General features: G+C 72.0%; 29 protein-coding genes. 11 read left to right on the top strand and 18 right to left on the bottom strand.

What is annotated here, in order from left to right:
* Positions 1-87: 87 nt before the first annotated feature.
* Complete coding sequence (locus AB0C36_RS21080) at positions 88-1,341, bottom strand: amidohydrolase family protein (protein ID WP_358356186.1); 1,254 nt, start codon at positions 1,339-1,341, stop codon at positions 88-90.
* A gap of 184 nt (positions 1,342-1,525) precedes the next feature.
* Between AB0C36_RS21080 and AB0C36_RS21075 the strand changes: the two genes are divergently transcribed.
* A complete protein-coding gene (locus AB0C36_RS21075) occupies positions 1,526-2,317 on the top strand; it encodes a FadR/GntR family transcriptional regulator (RefSeq protein WP_358356185.1) in 792 nt (263 codons plus the stop codon).
* Here AB0C36_RS21075 and AB0C36_RS21070 read toward each other — a convergent pair.
* The 3 genes from AB0C36_RS21070 to AB0C36_RS21060 form a co-directional block, all read right to left on the bottom strand.
* On the bottom strand, positions 2,308-3,054 hold the full coding sequence (locus tag AB0C36_RS21070; protein ID WP_358356183.1) for a hypothetical protein: 747 nt from the start codon (positions 3,052-3,054) through the stop codon (positions 2,308-2,310). The two genes, AB0C36_RS21075 and AB0C36_RS21070, sit on opposite strands and share 10 nt — an antisense overlap.
* A gap of 191 nt (positions 3,055-3,245) precedes the next feature.
* Positions 3,246-3,878 carry a hypothetical protein gene (locus AB0C36_RS21065; protein WP_358356182.1) on the bottom strand — a complete coding sequence of 211 codons (633 nt, stop codon included), beginning with the start codon at positions 3,876-3,878 and terminating at the stop codon, positions 3,246-3,248.
* A gap of 100 nt (positions 3,879-3,978) precedes the next feature.
* Positions 3,979-4,305: a hypothetical protein gene (locus tag AB0C36_RS21060; RefSeq protein ID WP_358356180.1), complete on the bottom strand. Its 327-nt coding sequence runs from the start codon at positions 4,303-4,305 to the stop codon at positions 3,979-3,981.
* Between the two features lie 237 nt (positions 4,306-4,542).
* On the opposite strand from AB0C36_RS21060, the gene AB0C36_RS21055 reads away from it, so the two are divergent.
* From AB0C36_RS21055 to AB0C36_RS21045, 3 genes are all read left to right on the top strand, one after another.
* Positions 4,543-4,713 (top strand): hypothetical protein, encoded by a 171-nt coding sequence (locus tag AB0C36_RS21055; RefSeq protein ID WP_358356179.1) that lies wholly within the window; start codon positions 4,543-4,545, stop codon positions 4,711-4,713.
* 204 nt (positions 4,714-4,917) lie between these two features.
* Positions 4,918-5,190, top strand: coding sequence for an MMPL family transporter (locus AB0C36_RS21050; RefSeq protein ID WP_358356178.1), 273 nt, complete (start codon positions 4,918-4,920; stop codon positions 5,188-5,190).
* 88 nt (positions 5,191-5,278) lie between these two features.
* Positions 5,279-6,334 carry a phosphotransferase gene (locus AB0C36_RS21045; protein WP_358356176.1) on the top strand — a complete coding sequence of 352 codons (1,056 nt, stop codon included), beginning with the start codon at positions 5,279-5,281 and terminating at the stop codon, positions 6,332-6,334.
* A gap of 34 nt (positions 6,335-6,368) precedes the next feature.
* On the opposite strand, the gene AB0C36_RS21040 is transcribed toward AB0C36_RS21045, so the two are convergent.
* The 12 genes from AB0C36_RS21040 to AB0C36_RS20985 all read right to left on the bottom strand — a co-directional run bounded on the left by AB0C36_RS21040 (position 6,369) and on the right by AB0C36_RS20985 (position 17,414).
* Positions 6,369-6,710: an ArsR/SmtB family transcription factor gene (locus AB0C36_RS21040; protein ID WP_358356174.1), complete on the bottom strand. Its 342-nt coding sequence runs from the start codon at positions 6,708-6,710 to the stop codon at positions 6,369-6,371.
* Positions 6,711-6,715: 5 nt separating this feature from the next.
* The gene (locus tag AB0C36_RS21035; RefSeq protein ID WP_358356172.1) at positions 6,716-6,955 is read right to left on the bottom strand and encodes a hypothetical protein; all 240 of its coding nucleotides are present in this window, start codon (positions 6,953-6,955) and stop codon (positions 6,716-6,718) included.
* 666 nt (positions 6,956-7,621) lie between these two features.
* Complete coding sequence (locus AB0C36_RS21030; RefSeq protein WP_358356171.1) at positions 7,622-8,428, bottom strand: glycosyltransferase family 2 protein; 807 nt, start codon at positions 8,426-8,428, stop codon at positions 7,622-7,624.
* The gene (locus AB0C36_RS21025) at positions 8,425-9,066 is read right to left on the bottom strand and encodes an SAM-dependent methyltransferase (RefSeq protein WP_358356169.1); all 642 of its coding nucleotides are present in this window, start codon (positions 9,064-9,066) and stop codon (positions 8,425-8,427) included. The genes AB0C36_RS21030 and AB0C36_RS21025 overlap by 4 nt, the downstream gene beginning before the upstream one ends.
* A gap of 2 nt (positions 9,067-9,068) precedes the next feature.
* Entirely contained in the window at positions 9,069-9,896 is an 828-nt protein-coding gene (locus AB0C36_RS21020; RefSeq protein ID WP_358356167.1) for a PIG-L deacetylase family protein, read from the bottom strand.
* A 218-nt stretch (positions 9,897-10,114) separates the two neighbouring features.
* The gene (locus AB0C36_RS21015) at positions 10,115-11,230 is read right to left on the bottom strand and encodes an acyl-CoA dehydrogenase family protein (protein ID WP_358356165.1); all 1,116 of its coding nucleotides are present in this window, start codon (positions 11,228-11,230) and stop codon (positions 10,115-10,117) included.
* Between the two features lie 145 nt (positions 11,231-11,375).
* On the bottom strand, positions 11,376-12,041 hold the full coding sequence (locus AB0C36_RS21010; protein WP_358356164.1) for a hemerythrin domain-containing protein: 666 nt from the start codon (positions 12,039-12,041) through the stop codon (positions 11,376-11,378).
* An 82-nt stretch (positions 12,042-12,123) separates the two neighbouring features.
* Complete coding sequence (locus AB0C36_RS21005; protein ID WP_358356163.1) at positions 12,124-13,947, bottom strand: thiamine pyrophosphate-requiring protein; 1,824 nt, start codon at positions 13,945-13,947, stop codon at positions 12,124-12,126.
* A gap of 168 nt (positions 13,948-14,115) precedes the next feature.
* Positions 14,116-14,652: a cysteine hydrolase family protein gene (locus tag AB0C36_RS21000; RefSeq protein WP_358356209.1), complete on the bottom strand. Its 537-nt coding sequence runs from the start codon at positions 14,650-14,652 to the stop codon at positions 14,116-14,118.
* A gap of 97 nt (positions 14,653-14,749) precedes the next feature.
* Positions 14,750-15,727, bottom strand: a complete 978-nt coding sequence (locus AB0C36_RS20995; protein ID WP_358356162.1) for a sigma-70 family RNA polymerase sigma factor — start codon at positions 15,725-15,727, stop codon at positions 14,750-14,752.
* A gap of 260 nt (positions 15,728-15,987) precedes the next feature.
* Positions 15,988-16,563, bottom strand: a complete 576-nt coding sequence (locus AB0C36_RS20990; RefSeq protein ID WP_358356160.1) for a Dps family protein — start codon at positions 16,561-16,563, stop codon at positions 15,988-15,990.
* A gap of 215 nt (positions 16,564-16,778) precedes the next feature.
* Positions 16,779-17,414 carry a UdgX family uracil-DNA binding protein gene (locus AB0C36_RS20985; RefSeq protein ID WP_358356158.1) on the bottom strand — a complete coding sequence of 212 codons (636 nt, stop codon included), beginning with the start codon at positions 17,412-17,414 and terminating at the stop codon, positions 16,779-16,781.
* A gap of 211 nt (positions 17,415-17,625) precedes the next feature.
* Between AB0C36_RS20985 and AB0C36_RS20980 the strand changes: the two genes are divergently transcribed.
* From AB0C36_RS20980 to AB0C36_RS20950, 7 genes are all read left to right on the top strand, one after another.
* Entirely contained in the window at positions 17,626-18,231 is a 606-nt protein-coding gene (locus tag AB0C36_RS20980) for a flavodoxin family protein (RefSeq protein WP_358356157.1), read from the top strand.
* 110 nt (positions 18,232-18,341) lie between these two features.
* Positions 18,342-19,385: an SDR family NAD(P)-dependent oxidoreductase gene (locus AB0C36_RS20975; protein WP_358356155.1), complete on the top strand. Its 1,044-nt coding sequence runs from the start codon at positions 18,342-18,344 to the stop codon at positions 19,383-19,385.
* Positions 19,386-19,458: 73 nt separating this feature from the next.
* Positions 19,459-20,640, top strand: coding sequence for a zinc-dependent alcohol dehydrogenase (locus AB0C36_RS20970; RefSeq protein WP_358356153.1), 1,182 nt, complete (start codon positions 19,459-19,461; stop codon positions 20,638-20,640).
* Between the two features lie 41 nt (positions 20,641-20,681).
* Positions 20,682-21,104, top strand: coding sequence for an ATP-binding protein (locus tag AB0C36_RS20965; RefSeq protein WP_358356151.1), 423 nt, complete (start codon positions 20,682-20,684; stop codon positions 21,102-21,104).
* 181 nt (positions 21,105-21,285) lie between these two features.
* On the top strand, positions 21,286-21,705 hold the full coding sequence (locus AB0C36_RS20960; protein WP_358356149.1) for an STAS domain-containing protein: 420 nt from the start codon (positions 21,286-21,288) through the stop codon (positions 21,703-21,705).
* A 41-nt stretch (positions 21,706-21,746) separates the two neighbouring features.
* Complete coding sequence (locus tag AB0C36_RS20955; RefSeq protein ID WP_358356147.1) at positions 21,747-21,989, top strand: DUF2795 domain-containing protein; 243 nt, start codon at positions 21,747-21,749, stop codon at positions 21,987-21,989.
* A gap of 436 nt (positions 21,990-22,425) precedes the next feature.
* Positions 22,426-22,926, top strand: coding sequence for a hypothetical protein (locus tag AB0C36_RS20950; protein ID WP_358356145.1), 501 nt, complete (start codon positions 22,426-22,428; stop codon positions 22,924-22,926).
* Between the two features lie 238 nt (positions 22,927-23,164).
* On the opposite strand, the gene AB0C36_RS20945 is transcribed toward AB0C36_RS20950, so the two are convergent.
* Both AB0C36_RS20945 and AB0C36_RS20940 read right to left on the bottom strand, forming a co-directional pair.
* Positions 23,165-23,752 carry a hypothetical protein gene (locus tag AB0C36_RS20945; protein ID WP_358356144.1) on the bottom strand — a complete coding sequence of 196 codons (588 nt, stop codon included), beginning with the start codon at positions 23,750-23,752 and terminating at the stop codon, positions 23,165-23,167.
* 270 nt (positions 23,753-24,022) lie between these two features.
* Positions 24,023-25,261 (bottom strand): acyl-CoA dehydrogenase family protein, encoded by a 1,239-nt coding sequence (locus AB0C36_RS20940; RefSeq protein WP_358356142.1) that lies wholly within the window; start codon positions 25,259-25,261, stop codon positions 24,023-24,025.
* Positions 25,262-25,583: the final 322 nt, after the last annotated feature.

The following is a 25,583-nucleotide window of genomic DNA, read 5'->3' as shown; positions in this document are numbered from 1 at the left end:
GGGGTACGGGCGGCGGGTCACCGGCGGGGAGGCGGTCGCGCGGGGCGCCGGACGGGGTTGTGGCGCGGAGGGCGCGTACGGTTCGAACTACCCGGCCAGCGCCGGGTGTTCCGCGCCGAAGTGGTCGATGAAGACCGAGCCCAGCGCGTCCGCGGGTACCTCGTCCCGGCCGAACGGCCGTGCGACGTCGGCGACGCGCGGCCCGCACGCGGCGGCCGGGACCGCGAGAGCGTCCAGGTCGAAGCCGTAGAAGCGGGCGGCGTTGCCGGCCAGCATCGCGCGTACCTCGTCCTCGGGCACGTCGGCGAAGGTCAGCCGCAAGCCTTCCAGGGTGTACGGGAACGTCCCCTCGGCGTGCGGGTAGTCGGCACCCCACATGATCCGGTCGACCCCGATCTGGTGCCGGATCGCGCACTCGGCGGGGCGCAGTGGGCTGGACCCGAGGAAGCAGTTCCGTGCGAAGTACTCGCTCGGCAGCAGGCTGAGCCCGCGGATCATCTCGCCGCCGAAGAAATGCTGGGCGGTGCCGTCGAGCGGCATCACGCGCACGAACTGGTCCAGCTTGGCGAGTTCGCGCGGCACCCAGGCCGAGCCCTGCTCGGTGAACGCCACCTTCAGCCCCGGGAAGCGCTCGAAGACCCCGCCGAAGACGAGGTGGGTGAGCACGCGGTTGGAGAACCAGGTGATCTCGGAGAGCAGCACGGCGAGTCCGCGCGGGTCGTGCGGGTATTCCGGGACGCCGCCGCCGCTGTGCAGATTGACGGGGACGTCGAGTTCCTCGCAGGCCGCCCAGATCGGGTCGTACACCGGGTCGAACAGCGGGGGCAGCGCGGAGCCGGGCGGTATGCCGGGCACCAGGATGCCGCCGAAGAGGCCGACCTCCTTGACCCGGCGCACCTCGGCGACGGCGTCCGCGATGTCGTTGAGCATGATCTGCGCGACGCCGGCCCGGCGGCCGGGTGCCTGGGCGCAGAAGTCGGCGAGCCAGCGGTTGTGCGCCTGGAGGCCGACCCAGCGCTGCTCGTACTCGCGCCGGTCGGAGGGCGGGGGCGGGACGAAGAACTGGGTCTGGGGGAAGAACGGCGGCACGGTGTTCGGGAAGAGCACCTCGCCGACGATGCCCTGCGTCGCCAGGTCCGCGTCCCGCACGGTGTTGTCCCAGTTGCAGTCCTGCGCCTTGCTGAGCAGGTGCTCGGACTCGAACGGGTTGACGAGCTGGGCCGCCCAGCGGTCGAACTCCTCGTGGTGCTCGCGATCCAGGTACGGCCGGTAGTCGAGCAGGTCGGCGCCCGCATGGCCGTCGGACGAGATGACCGTGTAGCGGCTGTCTTCGGTGGTCACGGAATCCTCCATTCACTGATTCGGCTAAGTTAGCTATGTTAGCTAATTAAGGCAATACAGGGGTCCGCTCCGTACGATGGGCGCGCGGCCGAGGACGCCGAAGCCGAGGGCCGCGGAGCCGGCCCAGGACCGCGAAGCAGCCGAGGAAACGCCAAGCCGAGGACCACGAGAAGGAGAGCCGCCCGTGAGCACCGCGACACCAGGGAGCGCCAGGTCGACCGGGGGCCGGGTGCGGGGCCTGAGCGTGGCCGAGGAACTGGCCAACGTGCTGCGCGACCGCATCCTGGACGGCGGCATGCGCGACGGTGACCTGCTGCCCAAGCAGAGCGAGCTGCTGGTCGAGTACCAGGTCGGCCAGACCACGTTGCGGCAGGCGATCCGCATCCTGGAGACCGAGGGCCTGGTGTCGGTCCGCCGGGGCAACACCGGCGGCCTGGCGGTCCAACTGCCGAGCGAGGTCGACGCCGCCCGCACCTTCGGGCTCGTGCTGCGCAGCCGCCGCGTCCCGCTCGAGGACCTCGCGGCGGCCGTTCGCAACCTCGAACCGGCGTGCGCCGGCATGTGCGCGGCGCGCGAGGACCGCGCGGTCGAAGTGGTGCCGCGTCTGAGGGAACTGCACGCCCGCAGCGTGGAACTGACGGACGACCTACCCGCGTTCGTACGCGCCTGCCGCGACTTCCACGAGGGCCTGGTGGAGCTGTGCGGCAACACGACCATGCAACTGCTGCTCGGGACGGCCGAGACGCTCTGGTCGGCGCACGAGCATCACTGGGTGGACGAGGTCCCCGAGGGCTCGGACTTCACCGAGCGCATCCGCGCGGGCCTCGACGTGCACCGCGAACTCGTCGACCTGATCGCCGCGGGCGACGTCGACGGTACGCACGGACTCGCCCGCAGGCACGTGGAGTTCGCCCAGTCGCACCCGCTGGAGGCGCGGCCGGGGCACGCCGTGGGATCACTGACGGCTCATGATTGACCGGTGCCGGCGGTGCGGGCGGCCTCGCGCCGCCGCATCGCCGGAGCCAGGGACCGTGCCGCCGCCCAACCACCCGCGAACGCGAGCGCCGCGAACACCACGACGACGACCGAGCGCGTCGCCAGGCCCGCGCCGAACCCGAGCCCCGGCGCGGCCAACGCCCCGACGAGCGATGCCAGGGCGGCGGCCGACAGCCCGGCGTCCACCGGCGCCCAGGCGTACACCAGGGCGTTGACCTCGTCCGCCACGACCGCGCGGCGGTGGCGCACCAGCCACAGCGCGAGCCGTGCCGACACGGGAACCAGGGGAACGGTCAGACCGATCACCACCACGGCGCCGACCGCGTCCTCGTAGGGCGTGTCCCTCGTGGCCTCGGTACGGCCCGCCGCGCGCACCTCCACGACGCGGTCGCGCCACAGGGTCACCGACACCGTGTCACCCCTGGCGACCTGTCCGAGCAGGGGGCCGGAGGCATTGACCGGCACCCTACGGTACGAGAACTCCGCACTGGTCAGCTGTAGTTCGTGACGCGAGTTCCGTCCGCCGACGTCGATCACCGCACGCACCACGGCCGGTACGCTCCGCAGGCACGCGCGGTCGCGGCCCTCACCGTCGGCCGGTGCGCAAGGCCGCGCGTCGCGGTACGCGCGGTCCTCCTCGACATGGTCGGCCAGCGCGAGACTTGTTCCCACGCTCAACACCGCCAACACCACTGCCGCCGCAGCCAGAACGAGCACCGACAGCCACACCTTCCGTCGCAGGGCGGAACGGCACCGGTCACACCGGCGGCCGTCCCTACCGGAATTCCGGCAGTAGCGCCGACGCCGCGCTTGCCTACGCGCGGAGCCCTCGGAGTGCTCCGAGGGCTCCGCGCGCTCCGGATGCCCCGAGGGCTCCAGGCGCTCCGGATGCTCCGCGTGCTCGGCCATCAGGGGGTGAACTGCCCGGCCACGTCGCCCAGTCCGGGCGGTCGGGCGTCCAGACCGGTGACCATCCCGACGACGCCCGCGAAGCCCACCACCAGCGTCCGGAACGGCTCGGCGACGTTCGGCCCCAAGTCCGCCTCCCACCACGTGCGGTGATTGCGGGCGAGTCCGGCCATCACCGCGCCCGGACGTACCTCGGTGCGTTGGGTGAGGCGTCCGACCACTGTTCCGTCCGGCGCGTGCAGCAACGCCCAGTAGTGCGGTTCAAGGCGCGTCGGCTTCTGGTCGCGGACCTCGCCGACCACCCGTCCCCAGGCGTCCTTGGCCTGGTACGTCTTGCGAACAAGGCCCTTGCTCTTCTCGATCCACCCCACGGGATCGCCGTTCGGGCCGTTCACCTCCACACGCGCGCGGGCCGACCGGTGCTTGACGACGCAGAGCAGGGGGTGCCCCGCCGCGGCGTAGACCACGACGTCCAGCCGCGCGCTCTCCGGGTTCCGCGCGAATGCCCGCCGCAGCGCCGCCACTCCGCCCTGCGCCTGCGCCACCACCCGCCCGGCCGCCGTCCCGTCCGGGTAGGTGACATGCCCGTCGGCAATGCGCAGCACACACGCGACCCCAGGTCCGGCCCACATATGGCACCCTCCTTCGCCCCACCGTTCAACGACTCGACCGCATCGTCCCCTCCCACCCGGCCGCAACGCACTGCCGGAACCCGGCAGTCTTCAGCCCTCGTCAGTGCGGCGACGGGCGGTGCGTGGTGACCGTGTTCGGGGACAGGCTCGTCTCATTCGCCGGGTGAGGCGGAGCGCAGGGTCGAGAGGCAGGGCGTGGTCGGACAGGGGCCCCGTACCGGATGTTGTCGGTGGTCGGCCGGGGCGGCGAGTAGCTGTCGTCGGGAACCGTGAACGGCCCGGTCCTGGTGGCCGGCGTGACCATGACGACGCTGACGCCGATGAGCATGCTGACGATGAGGGCCATGCCCACGGGGCCCGGGTGGTTGTGGACGTAGCGGTTGGATCCCCACTTGCTGCGTTTGAAGACCGGCTCATGATCACTCATCCCGTCGAGCCTGGAACGCGCATTTTGCCCCGCGACCGGGGGTGGACGGTTCGTACGGCCGAACTGCGCCGGTCGACAGGCGCGCCCGGGGTGCGCGGTGGCGTGCCGCCGGGCGCCGGGCGTGCGCTTGAGTGCGGGCGGTTCCAACCGGTGATCCTGCAGAGGGCGGCCCTCGACGGGGCCCGGGGAGCGCCGGCCCGTGCGGTGCCGCGCCGAGGTCAGCAGGAAGGCTATGAGATGACCGTCGTGGGAGCCTTCGGGCACGGTGGCGGGGCACCGCCGTCCACGGGTGCGCACGCCCGATGGCGGGAGTCGACTCGCTCCGCCGTGCACGAGTGCCTGACCGCTTTCCTGGACGGCAAGCGCGCGGATGCCGCCGATGCGGTCGCGGCGGAGCCGCCGCCCTGAAGCAGGATCCGAACCTGGAGAACGTGGTCTCCTACTGGGACACCGGCAGCCCCAACCTCCGTTCCGAGGACGGCCGCGAAGACGTGGTCCTCGCCACGTCAAGGGCGACGACACGGAGCGCGAGAAGCACGCCAAGAGCGTCATCGACGCCTACACCGGCCCACGCGCGGGGGCCTGGCCGTCGGGGCCGGCGGCCAGGCCGCGGTGTTCAGCGAGATGGGCGAACAGACCGGCAAGGAACTGGTGTTGGCCGAGGCCATCGTCATCCCGCTCACCCTCGTCCTGCTGCTGGTCGTGTTCGGCAGCGTGGTCGCCGCCCTGCTGCCGCTGGTGATCGGGATCATCGCCGTCGTGGGCGCGTTCGCCCACTGTTCCGCTTGCCGGCGCGGACCCGCTCGTACGACCCGCGCGGCTGTCCGCGGAAGGACGTGGATGTCCCTGGAGCCCAGGGCTTGTCGAGGACTTCGTGCGCAGTGACCGCGTGGGCGGCTCCGGGCTCTACCGCGCGCACATGTCGATGGATAGAATCCCAGCGACATGATCAAATACTAGCGATCGGTGTGCCATGTCCATGACTCGGCCCGCTCCTCCCGTTCCGCGGACGCTGTCGGACCTCATGTCGCCGTCCTGGCTCGGCAGCGCGCTGTCCGCGCGCTTTCCGGGCATCGTGGTCACCGACGTGACGCCGGGCCCCGTGATCAGTCGCGTGGCGACGAACGCGTCGTTCAGTATCGAGTGCCAAGGGGGCGTCCCGGAGGGCCTGTCCCCGATTTTGTGGGCCAAGGGGTATTTCTCCGAGGCCGGTTGGCCGGCCCGCCACGCCGGATTCTTCGAGGTCTCCTTCTACCGCCACTTCGCGGCCCGCAGCGGCGTGCGCACCCTGAGCAGCGTGTACGCCGACGTCGACCGCGAGTCGGAGCACAACGTGGTCATCACCGAGGACGTCGTCCACCGGGGCGCCGTGTTCCTCGACGCCGCCGCCGACTACACCCCTGACCTGGCGGCGGAGAGCCTGTCCCAACTCGCGCTGCTGCACGCCTCCGGCTGGGGGGACGAGCAGGCGGCCACCGCCAACTGGCTGGCGCCGCGGCTCGCTTCGTACGCCACCCGGCGCGGGTTGCCGGAGATCCGCAGCAACTTCGAGTCGGAGATCGGTGCCGGGGTGCCGGCGGAAGTACGCGACGCCGATGCGCTGTTCGCGGCGTACCGGAACATGGCCGCACGGGCCGAGGACGCCTCGCCCTGGACCGTGGTCCACGGCGACACCCACGTCGGGAACCTCTACCTCGACAGCGACGGGCACCCCGCCTTCGTCGACTGGCAGCTCGTGCAGCGCGGCCCCTGGTACCTCGACGTCGGCTACCACATCGCGTCGGTGCTGACCGTCGAGGACCGCCGGCGTACCGAGAAGGACCTCCTGCGCCACTACCTCGACGCCCTGGCCGCCGCCGGAGTGGACGCACCCAAGTGGGACGAGGCGTGGCTCGGCATACGGCAGGGCATCGTCCACGGCTTCTTCCTCTGGGGCATCACCCTCAAGGTCGACCCGGCGATCACGAGCGTGCTCCTGCACCGCCTCGGAACCGCCGCCGCCGACCACGAGGTCTTCGCACCCGAATGATCCGACCCGGCCGGGGCGGCTGCGGAGCGTGCCCTCACGAGGCGGCGGCCTCCGCCTCGCGCAATTCGTCCAGCAGTTCCCGCTGCCCGGCCAGCATTTCGGTGAGGATGCGGCGCGCCGCCCGCATCAGGTCCGCGACGTCGCCGCCCGCGAGTTGATAGACGACCGTGGAGCCGTCCCGCTCGGAGGTGACGATCCCGGAGCGGCGCAGCACGGCCAACTGCTGGGAGAGGTTGGACGGTTCCACCTCTATGGCGGCCAGCAGGTCGCGGACCGGCAGCGGCCCCTCCTGGAGCAGTTCCAGCACCCGGATGCGTACCGGATGGCCGAGCATCCGGAAGAACTCCGCCTTCGCCTGGTAGAGCGGAACCGGCACCGCGCTCAACCCCTTCCGCGCCCGTCCGACCCGCCGCCGGACCGCGGCGGCCCCGGGCGCCCGGGCTCCTGGTCCTCGCCGGCCGCCGGAATGGCCACGCCGTTGTCCCGGGCGGACTGCAGGGCGCCCTCCAACTCGTCCAGCGCGGCGGAAACGGCACGGGGGTCCTGGCCCTCGGCAGCGTCCGCAAGTGCCTCCCGGGCACGGCGCACCCGCGCACGCACCGACTCTGCGGATACGTCCACGCGGCGACCTCCCGGATCCCCGGACGCGCACAACGCGCATCCGGCCTGGCGTCGACCGCCTCCCCGACGAACGCGACCGACCGCACACGACCAGAGCCGACCGACCTCCGCAACCCGTCGGGCGGCCTGTCTGGTCCTATACCCGGAAATTCATGTGCGCAATTGAAGACTCCTTCAAACCGTCAACCGGCCGAGTCCCCCGCGTGCAGTAGCGGCGATCACGGGTCGGCCGCCCGGGTGCATTCGGGTACCGGCCGGATGCGGTCGCGGAGGCGAGGCAATGCGCGGGCCGGGGTTGGGTCACCGCGGCCCGCGCACTGCTGTTCCGCCACCGGCTGCTCCCCCGTCAGGACAGAGCCCCCGACACGGTGCGCCCGCCGTCATCCCGGGCACACCCTGACCGGTGCGCGGCTTGTGCGGCAAGCCACCGCCAGGCCCGCCGCGTACCTGTGATCCTTCCGTCCGCGACGGCTGCGGCGCACCCGCCGCCTGTCGGCAGCATCCCGGCCTACAGCCGACACGCGCACGACGAGCAGGTCCGCGAAGTGGAATCCCCTTTGCCGAATGGCCTGTTCGCATCCATCCACGCCTGACGGGGCGCACGGTGGCGTGGCACGAGGGCGACAGTTCACGCGCGTGCGGGTGCGCGTTGTCGGTACGGTCGGCTCAGCGGAACTCACGCAGCGCGTCGGCGTGGGCGTCGGCATCGGCATGCGCCTGGGCCTCGGAATAGGCGCGCAGGGCGTGGCCGAAGCCGCCCGGAGCGCGTGGGTCGAGCCGCGCGGAGGTCACGACCGAGTGCGCGGCGGTCCGCAAGACGCGGTAGCCGGCGTTCTCCAGCGCGCGGACGAGGTCGTGGTCCTCACCGACCGCCGAGGTGGTGAATCCGCCGACCGCCTGGTAGGCGGCGCTGCGGAATCCGAGGTTGGCGCCGTGCACGTGCGGCGGGCGTCCGTGCCAGTGGTGATATCGGGCCGCGAACGCCTCGGCGGCGCCTGGCGGGTGTCCGCTCCAGTCGGACACGCGTACGGTCCCCGCGACGGCGTCCCATCCCCGGGCTGCCCACGCGATCTGACAGGCGAGCCATCCGCGCGGTACGCGGCTGTCGGCGTCGGTGGTCGCGAGCCACAGGCGGTCGCGGTGGCTGGACGCTTCCGGGGCTCGGGTGATCCAGGACTGCCCGAGTGCCGCGGCGAACCCCGCCGCGCGGGCGGCGCCCGCGGTGCCGACGTCGGTCTCGACGACCCTGGCACCGAAGTCCCTGGCGACGGCGGCGGTGCGGTCGACGCAACTGTCCGCGGCCACGACCACGTCCACGCGCACCCCGATCGGCTCGACACGGGCGGCCGCGACGGACAAGGCGTCGAGGCAGCCTGGGAGTTCGTCCTGCTCGTCGCGCGCCGGCACGACGACGACCACCCGCGTCACATCCCCCGCGTCCCGTCCGGTGCCGGCGCGTCGGACAGGGCTCATCGCAGCCCCTCGGCGGCGGCCGGGGACATGGACGCGGGCGAGCCGCTGCCGGCGACGAACACGTCGAGGAGGAAGTCCGGTTCGCGGTGCTCGACAAGGTGGACGAGGCCGGGACGGCGACGCAGCGCCTCGTGGACGTCCGGCGCCGGGCGTACGTGTTCGCGGGCGTGCGGGCGCCAGTGGACGGCGGCGAGGGTGCCGCCCTCGGCCAGGGATCGTGTGGTGTGGTCGAGCACGCCGTCGAAGTCGGCATCATCGAGGTAGTACAGGAACTCGGACAAGACGATCAGGTCGTACGCGCTCCCGCTCGCCGTCGGCCACTCGGCGGGCAGCACCCGGCGGTCCACGGTCACCCACGGCAGGTCCGCGCAGCGGGCCCGGGCCTGGTCGACGGCTACCTGCGACAGGTCGCAGGCGAGGAGCCGGTCGCAGCGCTCGGCGAGCATGCGCGTCAACACGCCGACCGAGCAAGCCGGTTCAAAGGCGGAGGCGTAGCGTTCGCGGGGCAGCGATGCCGTCGTGATCGCGTACTTGCGCAGGTCGTAAGCCCGTTCGGCCAGGTGCCACGGGTCGGGCGCGGCGCCGTACATCGCCTCGAAGTGCCCGGGATCCGGCGCGTCGCCGCTACGCCGCGCCATCGTCAGCACCGGAACAGTACTTCGAACGGCCTTGTGAAGTGCGCTAGTTCCTCGGGTGGCAGGATCACGCGGTCGTCCTCGCCCGGGGCGAGCGCGGCGATTTGTGTGGCGAAGCGGCCGATGGCCTGCTCCTTGCGCACGAGCGTGTGGGGCGCGAGGTCGACGCGGACCGCCCGCGACCACGGGACCCGGGAGTCTCCCGGCCTGCCCCAGTGCCACATCCACACCGGGTACTGGGCGTGTCGGGTACCCGCCTGGTGGCAGGCCCGCGCGGCCAAGCGACCTGCGGCCTCGTGATCGGCGTGAAGGTCGTGCGACCAGGGCGCGAGGCACAGCTCGAAACCGGCCAGGAGCGGGACCAGCGCCGTGCACGCGGCCGCCTCGTGGGCGGCGACGGCGGTGTCGGGGAGCCCCAGCCGGACGACGTCGACCACCGCGGAGGCCGCTCCCAGGCGCTCGAAGGACTCGATGGAAGGGCCCTCGGTGGCCGGCCGGTCGGCGGACATCTTCGAGGTTTCCGGGCCCGGGGCCGCCGGACCTGCCATTGCGGCACCGGAGGCGGCTTGGTCCGGACCGACCGGATCCCACGTGGCCGGGCGGTCGTTGGCGAGGTCGGCAAGGGCTTCTTCGGTTTCCCGCGCGCGCAGGACCGCGAGCCGGTCGGGAGACACGGGTCCGTCGGGGTGGGACGCGCCTCCGTCGGTGAGCAGCACCACTCGGACCCGGCGCCCGTTGGCGAGCGCGCCCGCAATGGTCCCTCCGACGCCCAGGACCTCGTCGTCGGGGTGGGCGGCCACCACGACAATGCCCTCGGCGCGGTCCGCCGCCACGCGCGGGAGCCGGTCGAACCGCTCCCAGGTCCGCCACGCCTCCTCCGGCGTCCCCGGGCCCTGGATCTCGTCCGCGGCCGACGGGTGATCCCGGGTCCCGGCGTCCGGGTGGTCGGGTGCAGCTCGACCGGGCCGCTCGGGACGCCCACGCCGTTCGGGCCGCAGTCCAGACCGCTCAGGCTGTTCATGCTGTTCAGGCCCATGGGGCCGATTGGCGGTCACAAGTCCCCCTCGGCGGCCAGCGACCCGAGCCGGGCCAGATCGCGTTCGGCGTGGTGCTGGCGTACGTACACCGTCAGATCCGCCACCGCCCGGGCGTGGCGCGCGTCGTGGCACAGGGGTCCCGCGCCGAGCGCGCGGCCGACATGTTCCAGCACCTCGGCGCAGGCCTTCTCGACCACGGCGCGCACCCGCAGCGCCCGGGTCTCGGCCGCCCCGTCGTGATCGTGCGGATCGGCGTCGATCTCGTCCGCCGCCTGGTGCAGCACGGTCCGGGCGGTGGTCAGCGCGATGTCGACGGCACCGAGGTGGGCCGGCCCGTGGGCGTCCAGTCGGCCGGCCCGGCCGGCCTCGTACAGCGGCCGGGCGACCGCGTTCGCCCCGCCCCACCACACGGCCGCGACACCCGCACCGCCGTGGTGGAATCCGGGCCGTCCGAGATAGGCCCCGACCGGCCCGAGCGGCTCGGCGGCGGCCTCGTCGAACCGCACGTCGAGTGTCTCGCTCGCCGCCATGCCGACGGCGGGCCACGAACCGGGTACGGGTCGGCATCCCGACTGCGCGAGGTCGACGGTGAACAGTCGGGGTCCGTCGGGCGCGTCGGCGGTCACCACCGCATGCGTGCACATAAACGCACCCGAGCAGTAGCGGCGCAGGCCGTGCACCGCCCAGCGCCCGCCGACCGAGGACGCGGCAAGCCTGCTGCCCGGAGGCTCTGCTGCCCACACCCCCCAACGCGCCCCGTCCGGGACGGACGGGGCCTCCCCGCCGACCTCCGCGATGATCGCCAGCGCGTCCGCGTGTCCCTCCGCCAGGCGGCCGAGCGCAAGATCGTGCTCGGCCGTCTCGGCCAGGACCTTCCAGCGTTCCCACGTCTCACCCGAGCCCGGCAGGGGCAACGGGCGCGTCGGCGGTGACGGCGATCCGGTCGATCCCGGGCCGCCGTCGGCGACGGAGCGTACGAATTCCGTGAACCGGCGGGCGACCTCGTCGCGGTGGTCCGGTCCCTCATGGTCCCCGCCCGCCTGGGCCGACGCGACGCGCGACGGTACGCCGCCCCGGGTGGCGCCGCGACGTACCCGATCCGCGGTATCCGTGATCTTGGGGAGGTTCATCCGCCGCGGATACCCCCGACCCGACCAACCCATGCCCGCCCGGCCATCGCCGCTCACCAACTCGTCGCAAGGCCGCAAACATGGGACGCGTGACGGGCCCGCCCGAGCCGTACCTCCTCGGCCCGGGCCGCCGACCTGGGGAGGGTCATGCCCGGCCGCGTCCCCGCGCGACGTCTCGGAGCCGGTCGACGAGGCCCGTGACCGGGTCCAGGAGCTTGCGGGCGACGGCGTTGCGCGGCGCACCCGGATGGGGGCGTGTGGGGCCGATCTTCTGCGCCGCGCGGACCTTGGCGCCGAGGTCGTCGAGCAGGCCGGCGGGACACGCGGCGGCAAGCGCCGGGAACACGACGCGTTCCTGTTCGCGCACATGGGCACGCAGGCCGGCCGCCAACTCGGATGCGGCCGCCTTTCGCGCCGCCGGGTCCCTGCCGTCCTCGAGGTCCTTCAGGAGTTCCTCGGTCCGACGGTTGCCGGCCGCGGTGGCGTCGGCGAACTGGTGGCCGTCGGCCAGGTGTTCGCGTACGGCGGGAAGCAGGTACTCCTCCTCGGCCGCGACATGCGCGGCAACGGCGGCGACGAGCCGCTCGGCCGCCTGCTGCGCCTCCGGGTCTGCCCCGTCGGCCCCGTCCGTGGCGTGCTCCCAGACCGCGACCAGGTCTTCCACCATCCGGTGATCCGCCGTCAGTTCGGCGACGATGCCGCCGCCGTGTCCACCGCTCTGGTCCGCGTTTTCACCGCCGCTGTCTCCGCCGACTTCACCGCCGCGTTCACTGTCGTGGCCGCCGCCATGGTCGCCGTCGCTGTCCCGCAAGCCGTTCGCCTCCGCTCATCCGGGTTCCCACCGTCCGTGGCACGCCGACACATCTGCGTCCCCGCGCACCGGTCTGCCGACGTCACTGCCCTTCGCGCGCTCCGGGCCGGTCGTCGCGGTCTCGGCCGCCCGGCAGCATGTCCTGGAGCTTCGCCTTGAACCCCTGCCGGATCATCCCGCCGCGGTCGCTGTCGCCGCGCAGGATGCTGGACGCCGCCGCCTCGATCTGGTCGAGCGTCGCGTGCGGCGGAATCGGCGGCACCGCGGGGTCGGTGCGGAAGTCGATCACGAACGGCCGGTCGGCGGCGAGCGCCTCGCGCCAGGCCGGCTCCACGTCCTCGGGCTTCTCCACCCGTACGCCGCCCAGCCCGAGGGAGCGCGCGAAGTCGGCGTAGCGCACGTCCGGCAGGTGCTGCGACGGCTCGAACTGCGGCGCCCCCTGCATCGCCCGCATCTCCCAGGTGACCTGGTTCAGGTCCTGGTTGTTGAGCACGGCCACCACCAGCCGGCGGTCCTGCCATTCGGTGTGGTACTTCGCCGCGGTGATCAGCTCCGCCAGCCCGTTCATCTGCATCGCGCCGTCACCGACGAGGGCGATCGCCGGGCGGTCGGGGTGGGCGAACTTGGCGCCGATCGCGTACGGGACGCCCGGGCCCATCGTCGCCAGCGTCCCCGACAGCGAGCCGCGCATGCCGGGGCGCAGGCGGAGGTGGCGCGCGTACCAGTTCGCCGCCGAGCCGGAGTCGGCGGTCAGGATCACGTCGTCGGGCAGCAGCGCGTCGAGGGCGTGCACGACGTACTCGGGGTTGACGGGGTCCGCGTCCACGGCCGCACGCCGCTGCATGACCTGCCACCAGCGGGCGACGTTCTCCTCGATCTCCGCGCGCCACTTGCCGTGTTGCCTGCGCCGCACCAGCGGCAGCAGGCGCGAGAGGGTCTCGCGCGCGTCGCCGACGAGGTTGATCTCGTACGGGTAGCGCAGACCGATCATCGAAGGGTCGATGTCGATCTGCACGGCACGGGCCTGGCCGTACTCGGGGAGGAACTGCGAGTACGGGAAGTTGGATCCGATCGTCAGGAGCGTGTCGCACCCGGTCATCAGCTCGTACGACGGCCGCGTACCCAGCAGACCGATCGACCCTGTCACGTAAGGCAGTTCGTCGCTGATCACGTCCTTGCCCAGCAGTGCCTTCGCCACCCCCGCACCCATCAGGTCCGCCAGCGCCTCGACCTCGGCCCGCGCGGCGCGAGCCCCCTGGCCGACCAGGATCGCGACCTTCTCGCCCGCGTTGAGCAGTTCGGCCGTGCGGCGCAGGTCCTCGTCCGAGGGGATCGGTGGGGAGAACGACATGCCGAGGCTGGACGGGACCATCTTGAACGCGTGGCCCGGTTCCACGTAGTCGAGATCCTGCACGTCGGCCGGGATGATCACCGCGGTGACGGTGCGCCGCGCGTACGCGATCCGGATCGCCCGGTCGAGCACGTTCGGCAGTTGCTCGGGCACGGTCACCGTCTCGCAGAACTCCGAGGCGACGTCCTTGAACAGGCTCGCGAGGTCGACCTCCTGCTGGTACGACCCGCCCATCGCGCTCCGTGCCGTCTGGCCCACGATCGCGACCACCGGCACGTGGTCCAGCTTGGCGTCGTACAGTCCGTTCAGCAGGTGGATCGCGCCAGGGCCGGAGGTCGCCGCGCACACCCCCACCCGGCCCGAGAACTTCGCGTAGCCCACCGCCTCGAACGCCGACATCTCCTCGTGCCGGGACTGCACAAAGCGCGGCCGGTCCCCGGCCCGCCCCCACGCGGCGAGCAGGCCGTTGATCCCGTCTCCCGGGTACGCGAAGACATGCTCGACGCCCCACTCCCGCAGCCTGGCCAAAACGTGATCGGCGACCTTCTCCGACATGCGACTCCTCCATACGCGGCGCACCGGCATCGCTTGCCAGTGCTCGAAACGCCGCTTTGCAAGCAGCTATCCGCCGATCAGGGAAGGAAACAGGCATCGTGCCGCCCACTGAGCCGGGACATGCGGCGCTTCGACCGGCCGCCGTGACGACCTCGGCCGTCCTGGACGTCACGAGAGGTCGACGTCCCGTGCCGTGGACAGGCGCGCGCCCAGGTTGCGTTCCATCATCCGCAAGGCCGCCTGGGCCAGATCGGCGTGGATGTGGGCCACCGCGTCCTGGACGACGGTGACCTCGAGGTGGCGCACATGTGCGTCGATCGCCGAGTAGAGCACGCACTGCTCGGTGACCTGGCCGCACAGGACCACGTGCCGCACCTTGTGCTGCTCCAGCAGGTACTGCAGCGGTGTCTGGAAGAAGACGGAATGCCGGGTCTTCATCACGAACATCGCGCCCTCGTCCGGCTGTACGGGCCGCACCAGGTCGCCGTACGGCCCCTCCAGCGCCGCCTGCAGCACCTCGGTGTGGTCCGAGCGCCAGCGGCCGAAGTTGTCGTTGACGTAGATGACGTCCACGCCGCCCTTCCGTGCGCTGTCCAGCACGGTACGCACGCCGGGCACGGCCTGCCGCACCGACGGGAGGAGGAGTTCGGCGTCCTCGTGGTCGTAGGTGTTGATCATGTCGATGACCAGCACGGCGGTGTTCACCGGCAAGCCTGCCTCCGATTTCGGTGGGGCCCGCTCAGGGGGCCGAAGGCGTCACGGCTCCGAGAGCCGACGGGGTCACGGCCCAGAGCCGACGGCGTCACGCGGCGGACAGGTTGCCGCGCAGCTCGCCGAGGATGCGGTTGAGCAGGCGGGAGATGTGCATCTGGGACAGGCCCAGGCGCTGTCCGATCTCGCTCTGCGACAGGCAGTCCCAGAACCGCAGTTTCAGGATCTCCTGGTCACGGTGGTCGAGCCGGGCGATCAGGGGGCGGACGGATGCACGGAACTCGACGAGGTCCAGCTCGGGTTCCTCGGCGCCGAGCCGTTCCACCAGGGCTGCCGCCCGCCCGTGCCGGGCGTCGGTGACGGGGGTGTCCAGGGAGTCGACGGTGTAGGCGTGGTCGGCGTCGCGTCCGTACGCGACCTCGCCCTCGTCGATGCCGAGATGGGCGGCGACCTCGCCGTTGGACGCCTCGCGCCCCAGCCGCTGGTGGAGGGTGTCGGCCGCCCTGGTGACCGCGAGGAACAGCTCCTGCTGTCCGCGCGGCACGTGGACCGGCCAGCAGGTGTCGCGGAACAGCCGCTTGACCTCGCCGCGGATGGTCGGGAGCGCATAGGACGCGAACGCGATGCCGCGCTCCGGGTCGAACGCGTCGAGCGCCTTGATCAGCCCGACCATCCCGGTCTGCATCACGTCCTCGCGGGACGCCCCGCGGTTGCTCATCCCGCGTACCGCGAACCGCACCAGCGACAGATTGACCTCGACCAATCGCGCCCGCACCCGGCTGTAGGCGACCGACCCCTGGTCCAGGGCTCGCAGCCTGCACAGCAGCGCGTCCGTCGCGGTCCGCGCCTGCGAGGCGTCCAGAGCCCGGATCTCCTCGGTGGTCCAGCCGAGCGCCTCGTCCACCACGCGCGCGGCCGACCCGGGCCCGGCGCCATCCGACCCCGTGTGCTCGTACGTCCGGTTCTCCCGCGACGGCGGCTCGGTCTCCCATATGGGTGCCTCGGCTATGCGTGCCTCGGCGTCGCGGACGGGCGCAGTAGCACCCGCATTCGTGCGAATGTTCGACATGGCTATCCGCTCCTTCAACGGGGTTGCGGACGTTCGCCGCCGGCATCCGGCGGAGGGCCCGCCGTGCGCCGGACTGCTTCAGGCGCTGCGGACCGGCATCGTGTGCCGTATCCGGGCGGAGCTCACCTACCGCCCGGCGACGCTGCCCGACGTGGGCGCGTACGTTGCCCTCGTACCCGCTGATTGCCATCAAAACGCATCAAATCCGGGCGCCGACCAGATCCCGGGCCTGAGGCCCCGTCTCCGAGCCGAAACCGGACTCAGGAGCGTGCGGAGTTCTGAGCCTGCTTGGCGGCGTCGGCGAGGGAGTCCGCCCCGGCGGTCGAGAGGCTGCCCCCGGACTGTTCGAGATGGGCGCGGACGAACCACTGGAACTGTTCGAGCTGCCGGAGTTGGCCGATGAGCATGTCCTGCGACGCCGGATCGGCCTCGGTGACCCCGTTGACGGCGGCACGGTGATCCGCGCACACGCCGTCGTAGACGATGTCCAGGGCGCCGAGGTGCGCCATGGTGTCGGCACGGCCGAGCTCGTAGTCGTTCCACGAACGTTCGGCCACCAGGCGGCCCGGCGTGCCGACCGGCGAGCAGCCCAGCGTCGCGATGCGCTCGGCGATCTCGTCGACCATGGCGCGCACGGCCGCGACCTGCGGGTCGAGCATTTCGTGGACGGCGATGAAGTGCGGACCGACCACGTTCCAGTGCACGTGCTTCAGCGTCAGGTGCAGGTCGTTGAGCGCATGCAGGCGCTGCTGGAGCGCCTTGGCCACGTGCGCCGCCTCGGCGGTCTTCAGACCGGGGACGGTGTACGCCGGGGTGTTGTCGGACGAGTTGCCCATGTCGGCCTCCGTATGGCTCCGGGGTCGTGTTCTGTGCCGACGTCGGCGCCGATATCGGCGCCGGAGTCGACGGTCGACGCGGCGGGCACCGCGGTCGGCGCCCCGCCCGCCCCGCGCGACTGCCCGGCCTACCCCCGGCCCAAACGCGGCTGATCAAACGCACGCGGAGCACGGCAGCCGAGTCGCTCGTACGCCCCGCCACACGTCAAGGACGCTCAGCCCGCCAGAGCGCACACGACCCTCAGATCGTCGACGAGCCCGGCGAACACCGCGTCGCGGTCCGGGGCCCGAAGCACCGCCGACGGGTGCGTCGTGGCCACCACGACCCGGCCCCCGCCCGGGAGCGCCAGTTCCTCGCCCCGGTGCTGCGTCAGGCGGAAGTCCCGACCCATGAGGCTACGCCCCGCGGTTGCCCCGAGAGCGACGATCACGCGCGGGTCCACCACGTCGATCTCCGCTTCCAGCCACGGGTGGCACGCCACCATTTGGGAGAGTGTCGGAGCCTGGTGCAGGCGCTTGCCCCCGGGGCTTTCCCGCCGGAAGCGAAAGTGCTTCACCGCGTTGGTCACGTACACGTCGGCCCGGTCGATGCCCGCCTCGGCCAGTGCCTTGTCCAGCAACCGCCCGGCGGGACCCACGAACGGCTCGCCCGTGCGGTCCTCCTGGTCACCGGGCTGCTCGCCCACGAGCATCACCGCGGCGTCGGGCGGTCCGTCGCCGAACACGGCGGTCGTGGCTTCTTTGTACAGGTCGCATCCGCGGCACTTCTCGACGGCTCTGCCCAGCGTGCGCACGGTGCGGCGTCCGTCGTTGGGCACGTAGCCCGCAGCCCCTTCGAACCGTCCGGCCATGGCTCGCGGCTACCCCGACCTCGGCGGACCACACGGCCGTCACCGCAGCCCGGCGGGCAGGACCGCGCACCCTGGCGCGTCGGCCCGAGCGCGGAACGAGGTATGCGCCGCCGACCCGGAGGATGCGCGGGCGTTCGCGTCGTGGCAATTCCTCCGACCTGGCCGGAGTCGCGCCCGCATGTCGGAGGTCCGGGCGGGTAGTCGCCGGACCATGCGCGCTTTGATCATCAACTGCACCCTCAAGCCGACCCCGCAGGACTCGAACACGCACGCCCTCGCGTCCGTCGTCGCCGACGCGCTTCGCGAACGGGGTGTCGAAGTGGACGACGTCCGCGCGGTCGACCTCGACATCAAGCCCGGCGTCGAAAGCCACATGGGCCCGGGTGACGCGTGGCCCGAAGTCCGCGAAAAGGTCCTGGCGTCGCGCATTCTCGTGATCGCCTCGCCGACGTGGCTGGGGCGTCCGTCATCGGTGGCGCAGCGGGTGCTGGAGCGGTTGGACGCCATGATCGCGGAGACCGACGACGACGGCGTCCCGCTCGCGTACAACCGCGTCGGCGGAGTGGTGGTGACCGGCAACGAGGACGGCGCCCATCACGTCGTCAGCGAGATCACCGGCGCCCTGGGCGACATCGGCTACACCGTCCCCGGCCAGGCCTGGACCTATTGGCACCTGGGCCCGGGGCCGGGGCCGGACTACCTCGAGGAGCGGCGCGGCCACGATTGGTCGCACAAGACCGGACGCGCGATGGCGGCCAATCTCGTCGGTGTCGCCCGCGCGCTTGAGGCCACGCCGCTGGGTGCCCCGCCGGAGTAGGCGTCCTCGGCCGCTCGCCCGGCTCGGAGCCGAATGACGGGTTTGTCTCGCGACAGCGGGGACAGCCGCGCAACACGGACACGGCGAAAAATCGTCGATCGGAGGTTGCCATGGGCGGGACCATGCTGACGTTCACCCGTCGCAGGCGGGCGTGGTTCCGCGACCGCACCGCCCTGGTGACCGGCGGCTCCCGCGGACTCGGGCTCCTGATCGCGCGCGAGTTGGCGGCGCACGGGGCGCGGGTGGCGATCTGCGCACGGGACGGGGCGGAACTCGCCCGGGCCGTGGAGGACATCCGGGACGCGACGGGCAGCCGGGTCACGCCGTTCGTCTGCGATCTGGCGGATACCCGCCAGGTGGACGGGCTCGTCGACGCGATCCGCAAGGATTTCGGCAGCATCGACGTCCTGGTCAACAACGCCGGGATCATCTCGGTGGCCCCGGTGGAGTCCGTCGCACCCGAGCAGTTCGAGGCGGCCATGGACGTCATGTTCCTGGGGCCGATGCGGCTCACCCTCGCCCTGGTGCCCGACATGCGGGCACGAGGTGACGGGCGGGTGGTCAACGTGACGTCCATCGGTGGTCGCATCGCGGCTCCGCACCTTCTGCCGTACGACTGTGCGAAGTTCGCGGCGGTCGGCTTCTCCGAGGGGCTGCGTGCGGAACTCGCCGGATCGGGGGTCTCGGTGACCACCGTGGTCCCCGGCCTGATGCGCACCGGCTCGCACCGGGCCGCCCGTTTCGGCGGCCAACCTGAGAAGGAGTACGCGTGGTTCGCGGCCGCCGCGTCGCTCCCGCTGCTGTCGATGGACGCCGAGCGCGCCGCCCGCGCGATCGTGCGCGCCGCCGCCCGGCGCCGGGCGGAGCTCGTGCTCACCCCTGCCGCCAAGGCCGCGGTGTTGGCGCACGGGATCTTCCCCGCGACGACCGTACGCGCCCTCGCGCTCGCCACGCGGGCGCTGCCCGACGCACCGGCCGACCCGCAGACCGGCTCACCGGCCGGCTCATCGGCCGACGGGGGTAGCGGCGTATCTGCGGATGTGCCCGGCACCGTCGCCCGCGAGCGCGGAACCCCCGCATGGTCCCGCAAGGCGGCGGTACTGGGAGAGCGCGCGGCACGGCGCTTCAACGAGCCGGGCCCCCAGGGGACCTGATGACAACGCCCGAGGCCGTGACCGGACTTGGGCCCACGAACCCCATGACCCCCCCGCACCCTGAGGAGACGCGATGAAAGCCGTGACGTGGCAAGCACGTCGGGACGTCCGCGTGGACACCGTCCCCGACCCGACGATCAAGGAGCCTTCCGACGTGATCGTCCGCGTCACGTCGACCGGCATCTGCGGTTCCGACCTCCACCTGTACGAAGTGCTCGGCGCGTTCCTCACGCCGGGCGACATCCTCGGCCACGAGGCGATGGGCGTCGTCGAGGAGGCGGGCCCCGACGTGCGGACCCTCAAGGTCGGCGACCGCGTCGTCGTCCCGTTCAACGTCTCCTGCGGCACGTGCTTCATGTGCGGGCACGGCCTGCACTCGCAGTGCGAGACCACGCAGAACCGCGACCAGGGCACCGGCGGCTCGCTGTTCGGATACACCCGCCTGTACGGGCAGGTCCCCGGCGGGCAGGCCGAGTTCGTCCGGGTGCCGTTCGCCGACCACCTGCCGATCAAGGTCCCCGACGGCCCGCCGGACGACCGCTTCGTGTTCCTGTCCGACGTGCTGCCCACCGCGTGGCAGGCCGTCGCGTACGCCGACGTGCCGACCGGCGGAACGCTGGCCGTGCTTGGCCTCGGACCGATCGGCGAGATGGCCGCCCGCATCGCGCTCCACCGCGGCGACGTACGCGTGTTCGGTGTCGACCTCGTCCCCGAACGCCTGCGCCGCGCCGAGGAACGCGGGGTCGAGGTGCTGGACCTGCGCGACCACGACAACGTCGCCGACGCGGTGCGCGACCTGACGGAGGGCCGCGGGCCCGACGCGGTCATCGACGCGGTCGGCATGGAGGCGCACGGCGCGCCGATCGCCAAGGCCGCCCAGCAACTGACCGGCCTGCTCCCGGACAAGGTGGCCGAGAAGGTCATGCGCAAGGCCGGCGTCGACCGGCTCAGCGCGCTTCACACCGCAATCGACATGGTCCGGCGCGGCGGCACGATCTCGATCGTCGGCGTGTACGGCGGCATGACCGACCCGATGCCCATGCTCACGCTGTTCGACAAGCAGATCCAACTACGGATGGGACAGGCCAACGTACGCCGCTGGACCGACGACATCCTTCCGCTGCTCGGCGACGACGACCCGCTCGGCACCGAGCAGTTCGCCACCCACCACCTGCCGCTGGGCCAGGCCGCGGACGCGTACGAGATGTTCCGCGGCAAGAGCGACGGCGCCGTCAAGGTGCTGTTGCGGCCATGATCGGCCCGTACCCCGCCGCGACAGGAGACGCGGCTCTTCGGATGCCCGACGACATTGAGGACGAACCGCCGATGGAGCCCGGGCCGCCTGTGCTGACGCTCGATCTCGACGAGACCGCCGGGGCGGTGCGGCGGGCGCGCGACCTGACCGCGCAAGTCCTCACGGACCCCGATCCCGCGGTCGCCGAGGAGACCGTGCGCGACGTGGTCATGGTGGTTGCCGAATTGGTGTCCAATGCCCACCGCCACGCCCCGGGCCCGTACCGCCTCACGGTCTCGGTCGCGACGGACGCCGTCAAAGTGTCGATGCGGGACGGCGGACGCACGTGGCTTTCCGCGGTACCGGACGAACGGCCGCCCGGCGGATTCGGCCTCCTCGTGGTGCGCCGCCTCAGCCGTACGCTCGACCTGCGGACCGTCCCGGACGGCAAGGTGATCACCGCCGTCGTCACCCGGCGGCCCTGACCAGCGCGGCGGTCCGGCTCACCGGCCCTCGACGCAGGTGGGCCGGCGGGTGCGGGCCGCCGGACAGATGCCCGCAAGCGATGAACACATGAAAATCAATTCATGTATTCCTTGACGTGCATCCCGGTGGGGAGCATGGTGGTCGGAAGGGTTCCACTCGACTCGCCAGGAGACTCCTGCCATGTCGCGTCCACATTCCCCGCCGCCCCGCGCCGGCATCGACGTCACCGGCCTCCCGCCGCTGGAGATGCGCATCGAGCACGACCCCGAGCGTGCCGTCGTGCACCTCGCAGGGGAGATCGACCAGGACAACGCGGCCCACCTGCGCAGCGCACTGGACAGAGCGTTGAACCGGCGGCCGTCCGGGCTGCACCTGGACGCCGCCGGGGTGTCGTTCTGCGACTCCGCCGGGCTGCACGCCCTGCTCCGGGTACGCGACCACGCCCAGCACGCCGGGGTCGCGCTGACGCTGACGCCCAGCCGCCAGCTGAAACGCCTGCTGCAGATCACCGGCACCGCGGTCCTCTTCCGTACCGACGGCGCCCCCGCCGACACTCTTCCCCCGGTCGGCACCGCCGCCCGCCCGCGGCGAACCGGCTGACCCTGCCACGTACGCCCCTTCCCGCCCCCCGGAGCATCACGGTGACCGCCCCGCCGCCCAGACCGGCCTTGGACCGCACCCAACTGGGCGCCCTGCGCCACGCCCTGCACGGCGCCACGTACCCGGCCAGGCCGAGCCAACTTGCCGCACATGCCCGCGCCCGACGTGCCTCCGAAGCCGTCGTACGCGCTCTGGCGGCCTTGCCGGACCACCCCCTCGTGGGTCCCGACCAGGTCTGCATGACCCTCATCGGCCGCTTCGCCCAGAACGAGTGCGGCCCCTGAACGGCCGCCGCATCACGTTCCACACCGTCGCCGCAGAGCGTCCTCGGTGTTGCCGCCCGCAGGTGGACCGCGCGCGTCGCAACACGCTTGATGTTGATCGTTTTTGACTGCGCGTGGCGCACCTTCCGGACGGATGCCTCTGCCTACCGTGAAGTCATCCGGGGAGGCGTACGGCGATACAAAAGCCGCACGGTCTTCCACCCGCGTGCCCCACTCCCCCGACCGGGCGCGCGGCCTCCCCGCTCGGCGGCCCGGACGCTTCCCCGGCATCCGGGCCGCCGCACCCGCGGCCGTGGACGCTGCGCGGCCAACTGGCGGGTGCGAGCCGCAACCAAGGCGTGACCGACGCCGAGGGGACCTGCGGCGCGTCGGCTCGTTGAACCTGGGTGTGGAGACAATGGAGACAAAGCGTCACGCGACGAATCAGGCGAGCCGGATGGCGCTCGCACACGCCGGCTACGCGGCCGCGGTCGGCGAGGCACTCGCCCCGCTGGTCGAGCACGTATCGGTGGTCGCCCACCACTCCCCCAGCTGCGCGGTGCCCCCCGACGGCGGCACCGACGCCGAGGTACCGGTGCTGGGCATTGTGATCGAGGTCCACGACGGCCCCGAACCAGCCCCGGGATGCGACCACCCGCCCGCCTGGCTGCGGCTGTGCTGGGACGAACTCGCCGGATGGCGGTACGTGTTCCCGCACGAGGTCGGCCAGTTCGCGCCGGAGGACGGGCACCCGCTGATGGACGCGAAGGTGCCCGAACCACGCGATCTCGCCGGGTGGCTCGCCGTCGTGATCCGCCCGCACTCCGCGGAGTGGTACGACGCCGAGACCGAACCGGCCGAGGACATGCCCCTGACCGCCGAACTCGCCGAACTGGTCGACGAGGGCGCCCTCACCGCGTACTTGGCAGCGCAACTGGCGGTGTACGCGGCAAACTGATTCCCCGACGGCGCGGCGCCGGGCCGGATGTCCAGCTCCACGCGGCCGAAAGCCGCCGCGGGGCGGAATCCTTGGTGCTCGCCGCGGCCGCCGCCGACAACGACCCGCAGCTGCGGCTGCGGCTGCGGCTGCGGCTGCGGCTGGTCAACGACGAACTCGGCTACCTGACGAACCGCGCTGCCCACGCGTACCAACTCCGCGTGTGGGCGGGCCTCGCCGGGCCGCGGTCACTCCCAGGTCACTCCCAGACGGTGGCCTCAAATGTGACCGACTTGCGCGTGGGAGCGTTGGTGATGCGCAGGTAGGCGGTGTGACCCTCGTCGGTTTGGATGCACAGCCGCATGCCCTGGGCCAGTTCGCCGCTCGAGGAGGTGCCGCGCTTGGCGATGGCCTGGTTACAGTCGTCCCGGGTCGGGTCCGGGCCTTCGGACGGGGCGACCGCCATGACGTCGCCGGAGCGGGGCGGACCGAGCGTCAGGTCCGGGAGGTTGAATCCGACGAACGCGTCCACGCCCTTGCCCGAGGGCTGGGCGGTCGGCGAGGGGCTGTCCAGGTCGATGTAGTCGGCGTCCTCGCTCAGCGTGATGCGCGTCGGCCCGGCGAGCACTTTCGCGGGCCCACTCCCCGCGGGCGGGACCGCGGAGTTGGACGCCGGGGGCGGGTTTCCGCCACCCGAGGCGGCGGGCGCCGGTAGCGCGGTGTTCGTCGACTGCGCCTTGTCGTCGTCGGAACCGGAGTTTGTGGCCAACTGGATCGAGACCACGATCCCCGCCACGGGGATCACGATCCCCACGACCCACCAGGCCCACTTCGGCTGATCGCTCACAACACTCCCCGCATGCACACGTCGTCCAGGCTCGGCGAGACTACCAATGCCTCCAGTCTGCCGAGCCGATCCCGGACCGTGCCGCGTCCCGTGACGGGGGCGCTCCGGGGGTGTTCCGCGCCTGCTCCGGGCCCGTTCGGGGCCCGTTCGACATCACGCCCTAGTGGCATCAAGCGATCCCCGAGCCCGGCGGCGCGCGACGGCCGGAAGCGGTGTGTCGGAGTGTGGGCGCGTCGGCGCGACAACCCGTACAACCCGACGACGCAACTGTCAGGCGAGCCCCGACGCCGTGAGCGGATTCCAGCCGTCCGCGGCGAGCACACCTTGGAGTTGGCGGCGGCGGACGCCGACGTTGCCGCCTTCGAAGATGGGATAGGCGGTCGCGTTCAGGAGGTGATGGATGAGGGGGAACTCGCGGTTGTACGCCTGGACCCCGACGACCTGGATCAGCCCGTGGATCACCTCGACCGCGGTCTCGGATCCGAAGACCTTGGCGTGCAAGGCAAGTTCGAGGCCCGCCGGGTCGCCGGAGGCGACCGCGTCGAGGGCCCGCCAGGACAGCAGCCGGGTCGCCTCGATCCTGCCCTTGGCATCGCTCAGCAGGTCCGCCACCGGGCGGTGGTCGATGATCGGCACGCCGCCGCCGCGGGTCTGCTCCTTGGCGAAGCGGAACGCGATGTCGAAGGCCGCCCGCATGGACGCGGTGGCCATGACGCCGACCGCGGCCGAGGTCGTGGCGAACGCCAGGTGGGCCAGGTCGGGGCCCATGCCTTCCGCGCCGATGAGGTTGCCGCGGGGGACGCGGACGCCGTCGAGGCGTACCCGCTGCGTGAGGTGGCCACGCAGCCCGGGAAGGTCCATGGTTTCCAGGAGTTTGAGATTGTCGGCGGTGAAGTGCTCGTGTTCGACGCCGATCAGCGACACACCACCGGGTGTACGACAGGCCACCACCATCAGTTCCGGGCCGCTGCCGTCCCAACCAGCCAGGTTCGCCGACCACTGCTTCTCCCCGCTGATGACCCAGGAGTCGCCGTCGAGGTCCGCGGTCGTCCGGATCCCCTCGGCCGGCGGAGGGGCGGCGAAGTTGGCGGTGCCGGACGGCTCGCTGAGCGCCATCACCGCCTGCGGCGCGCCCTCGTCGGCCAGGAACGGCGCCAGGAACCGCTGCGTCTGCTCCGGGTCGCCGCCGAAGTACACCGGCGTGAGCGCCAGCAGGACGCCGCCCATGCCCGCCACGAAGTCCGGCATGACCGTGGCGAGTTCCTCGACCACGATGGCGACGTCGACGCCGTTGCGCAGCGACCCGCCGAAGCCCTCGGGGATCATCGCCTTGACCAGCCCCGCCCGGACGGCCGCCTCGTGCGCGGGCCGGACCAGCAGCGCGGCCTCGTGCGGGTCCGCGGTGCCGCGTACCCGATCGACCAGCGGGGCGAGATTCTCTCGCGCGAATTCCCTTGCCTGGATCTTGAGTTCGACCTGCTCAGGGGAGAGCGAGAATCCGACGGCCATGGGTTGTTCCTCCTGCACGGTGGCTGGGGTCAACGGGGTCGGTGCCGAGCGTGCTCCGCCACGCCGGAATCGCCGCCACGGCGGTCGGTCCACAACACGGGCGGCTCCCTGCGGAATCGGTGCGCGCATTGCCTGGTCGCTGTGCGGCCTCTACCGGTTCTATCAGCACTCGAACCACCGGACCGCCCCCCAACACGCTTGATTTCCAAGCTTGTTGCTGCCACATGCACCCCGGAGCACGGTCCGGACCCACAAAGCGCGCAAAGAACTTACCCATTGGTACGCGCCCACGCCGGGCTCGAACTGCGCAAAGGTGGCAAAT

Source organism: Streptodolium elevatio, from assembly GCF_040649515.1.
Lineage (GTDB): Bacteria > Actinomycetota > Actinomycetes > Streptomycetales > Streptomycetaceae > Yinghuangia > Yinghuangia elevatio.
The sequence above is the reverse complement of the archived record's forward strand: the minus strand, read 5'-3'. Positions and strand labels throughout refer to the sequence as shown.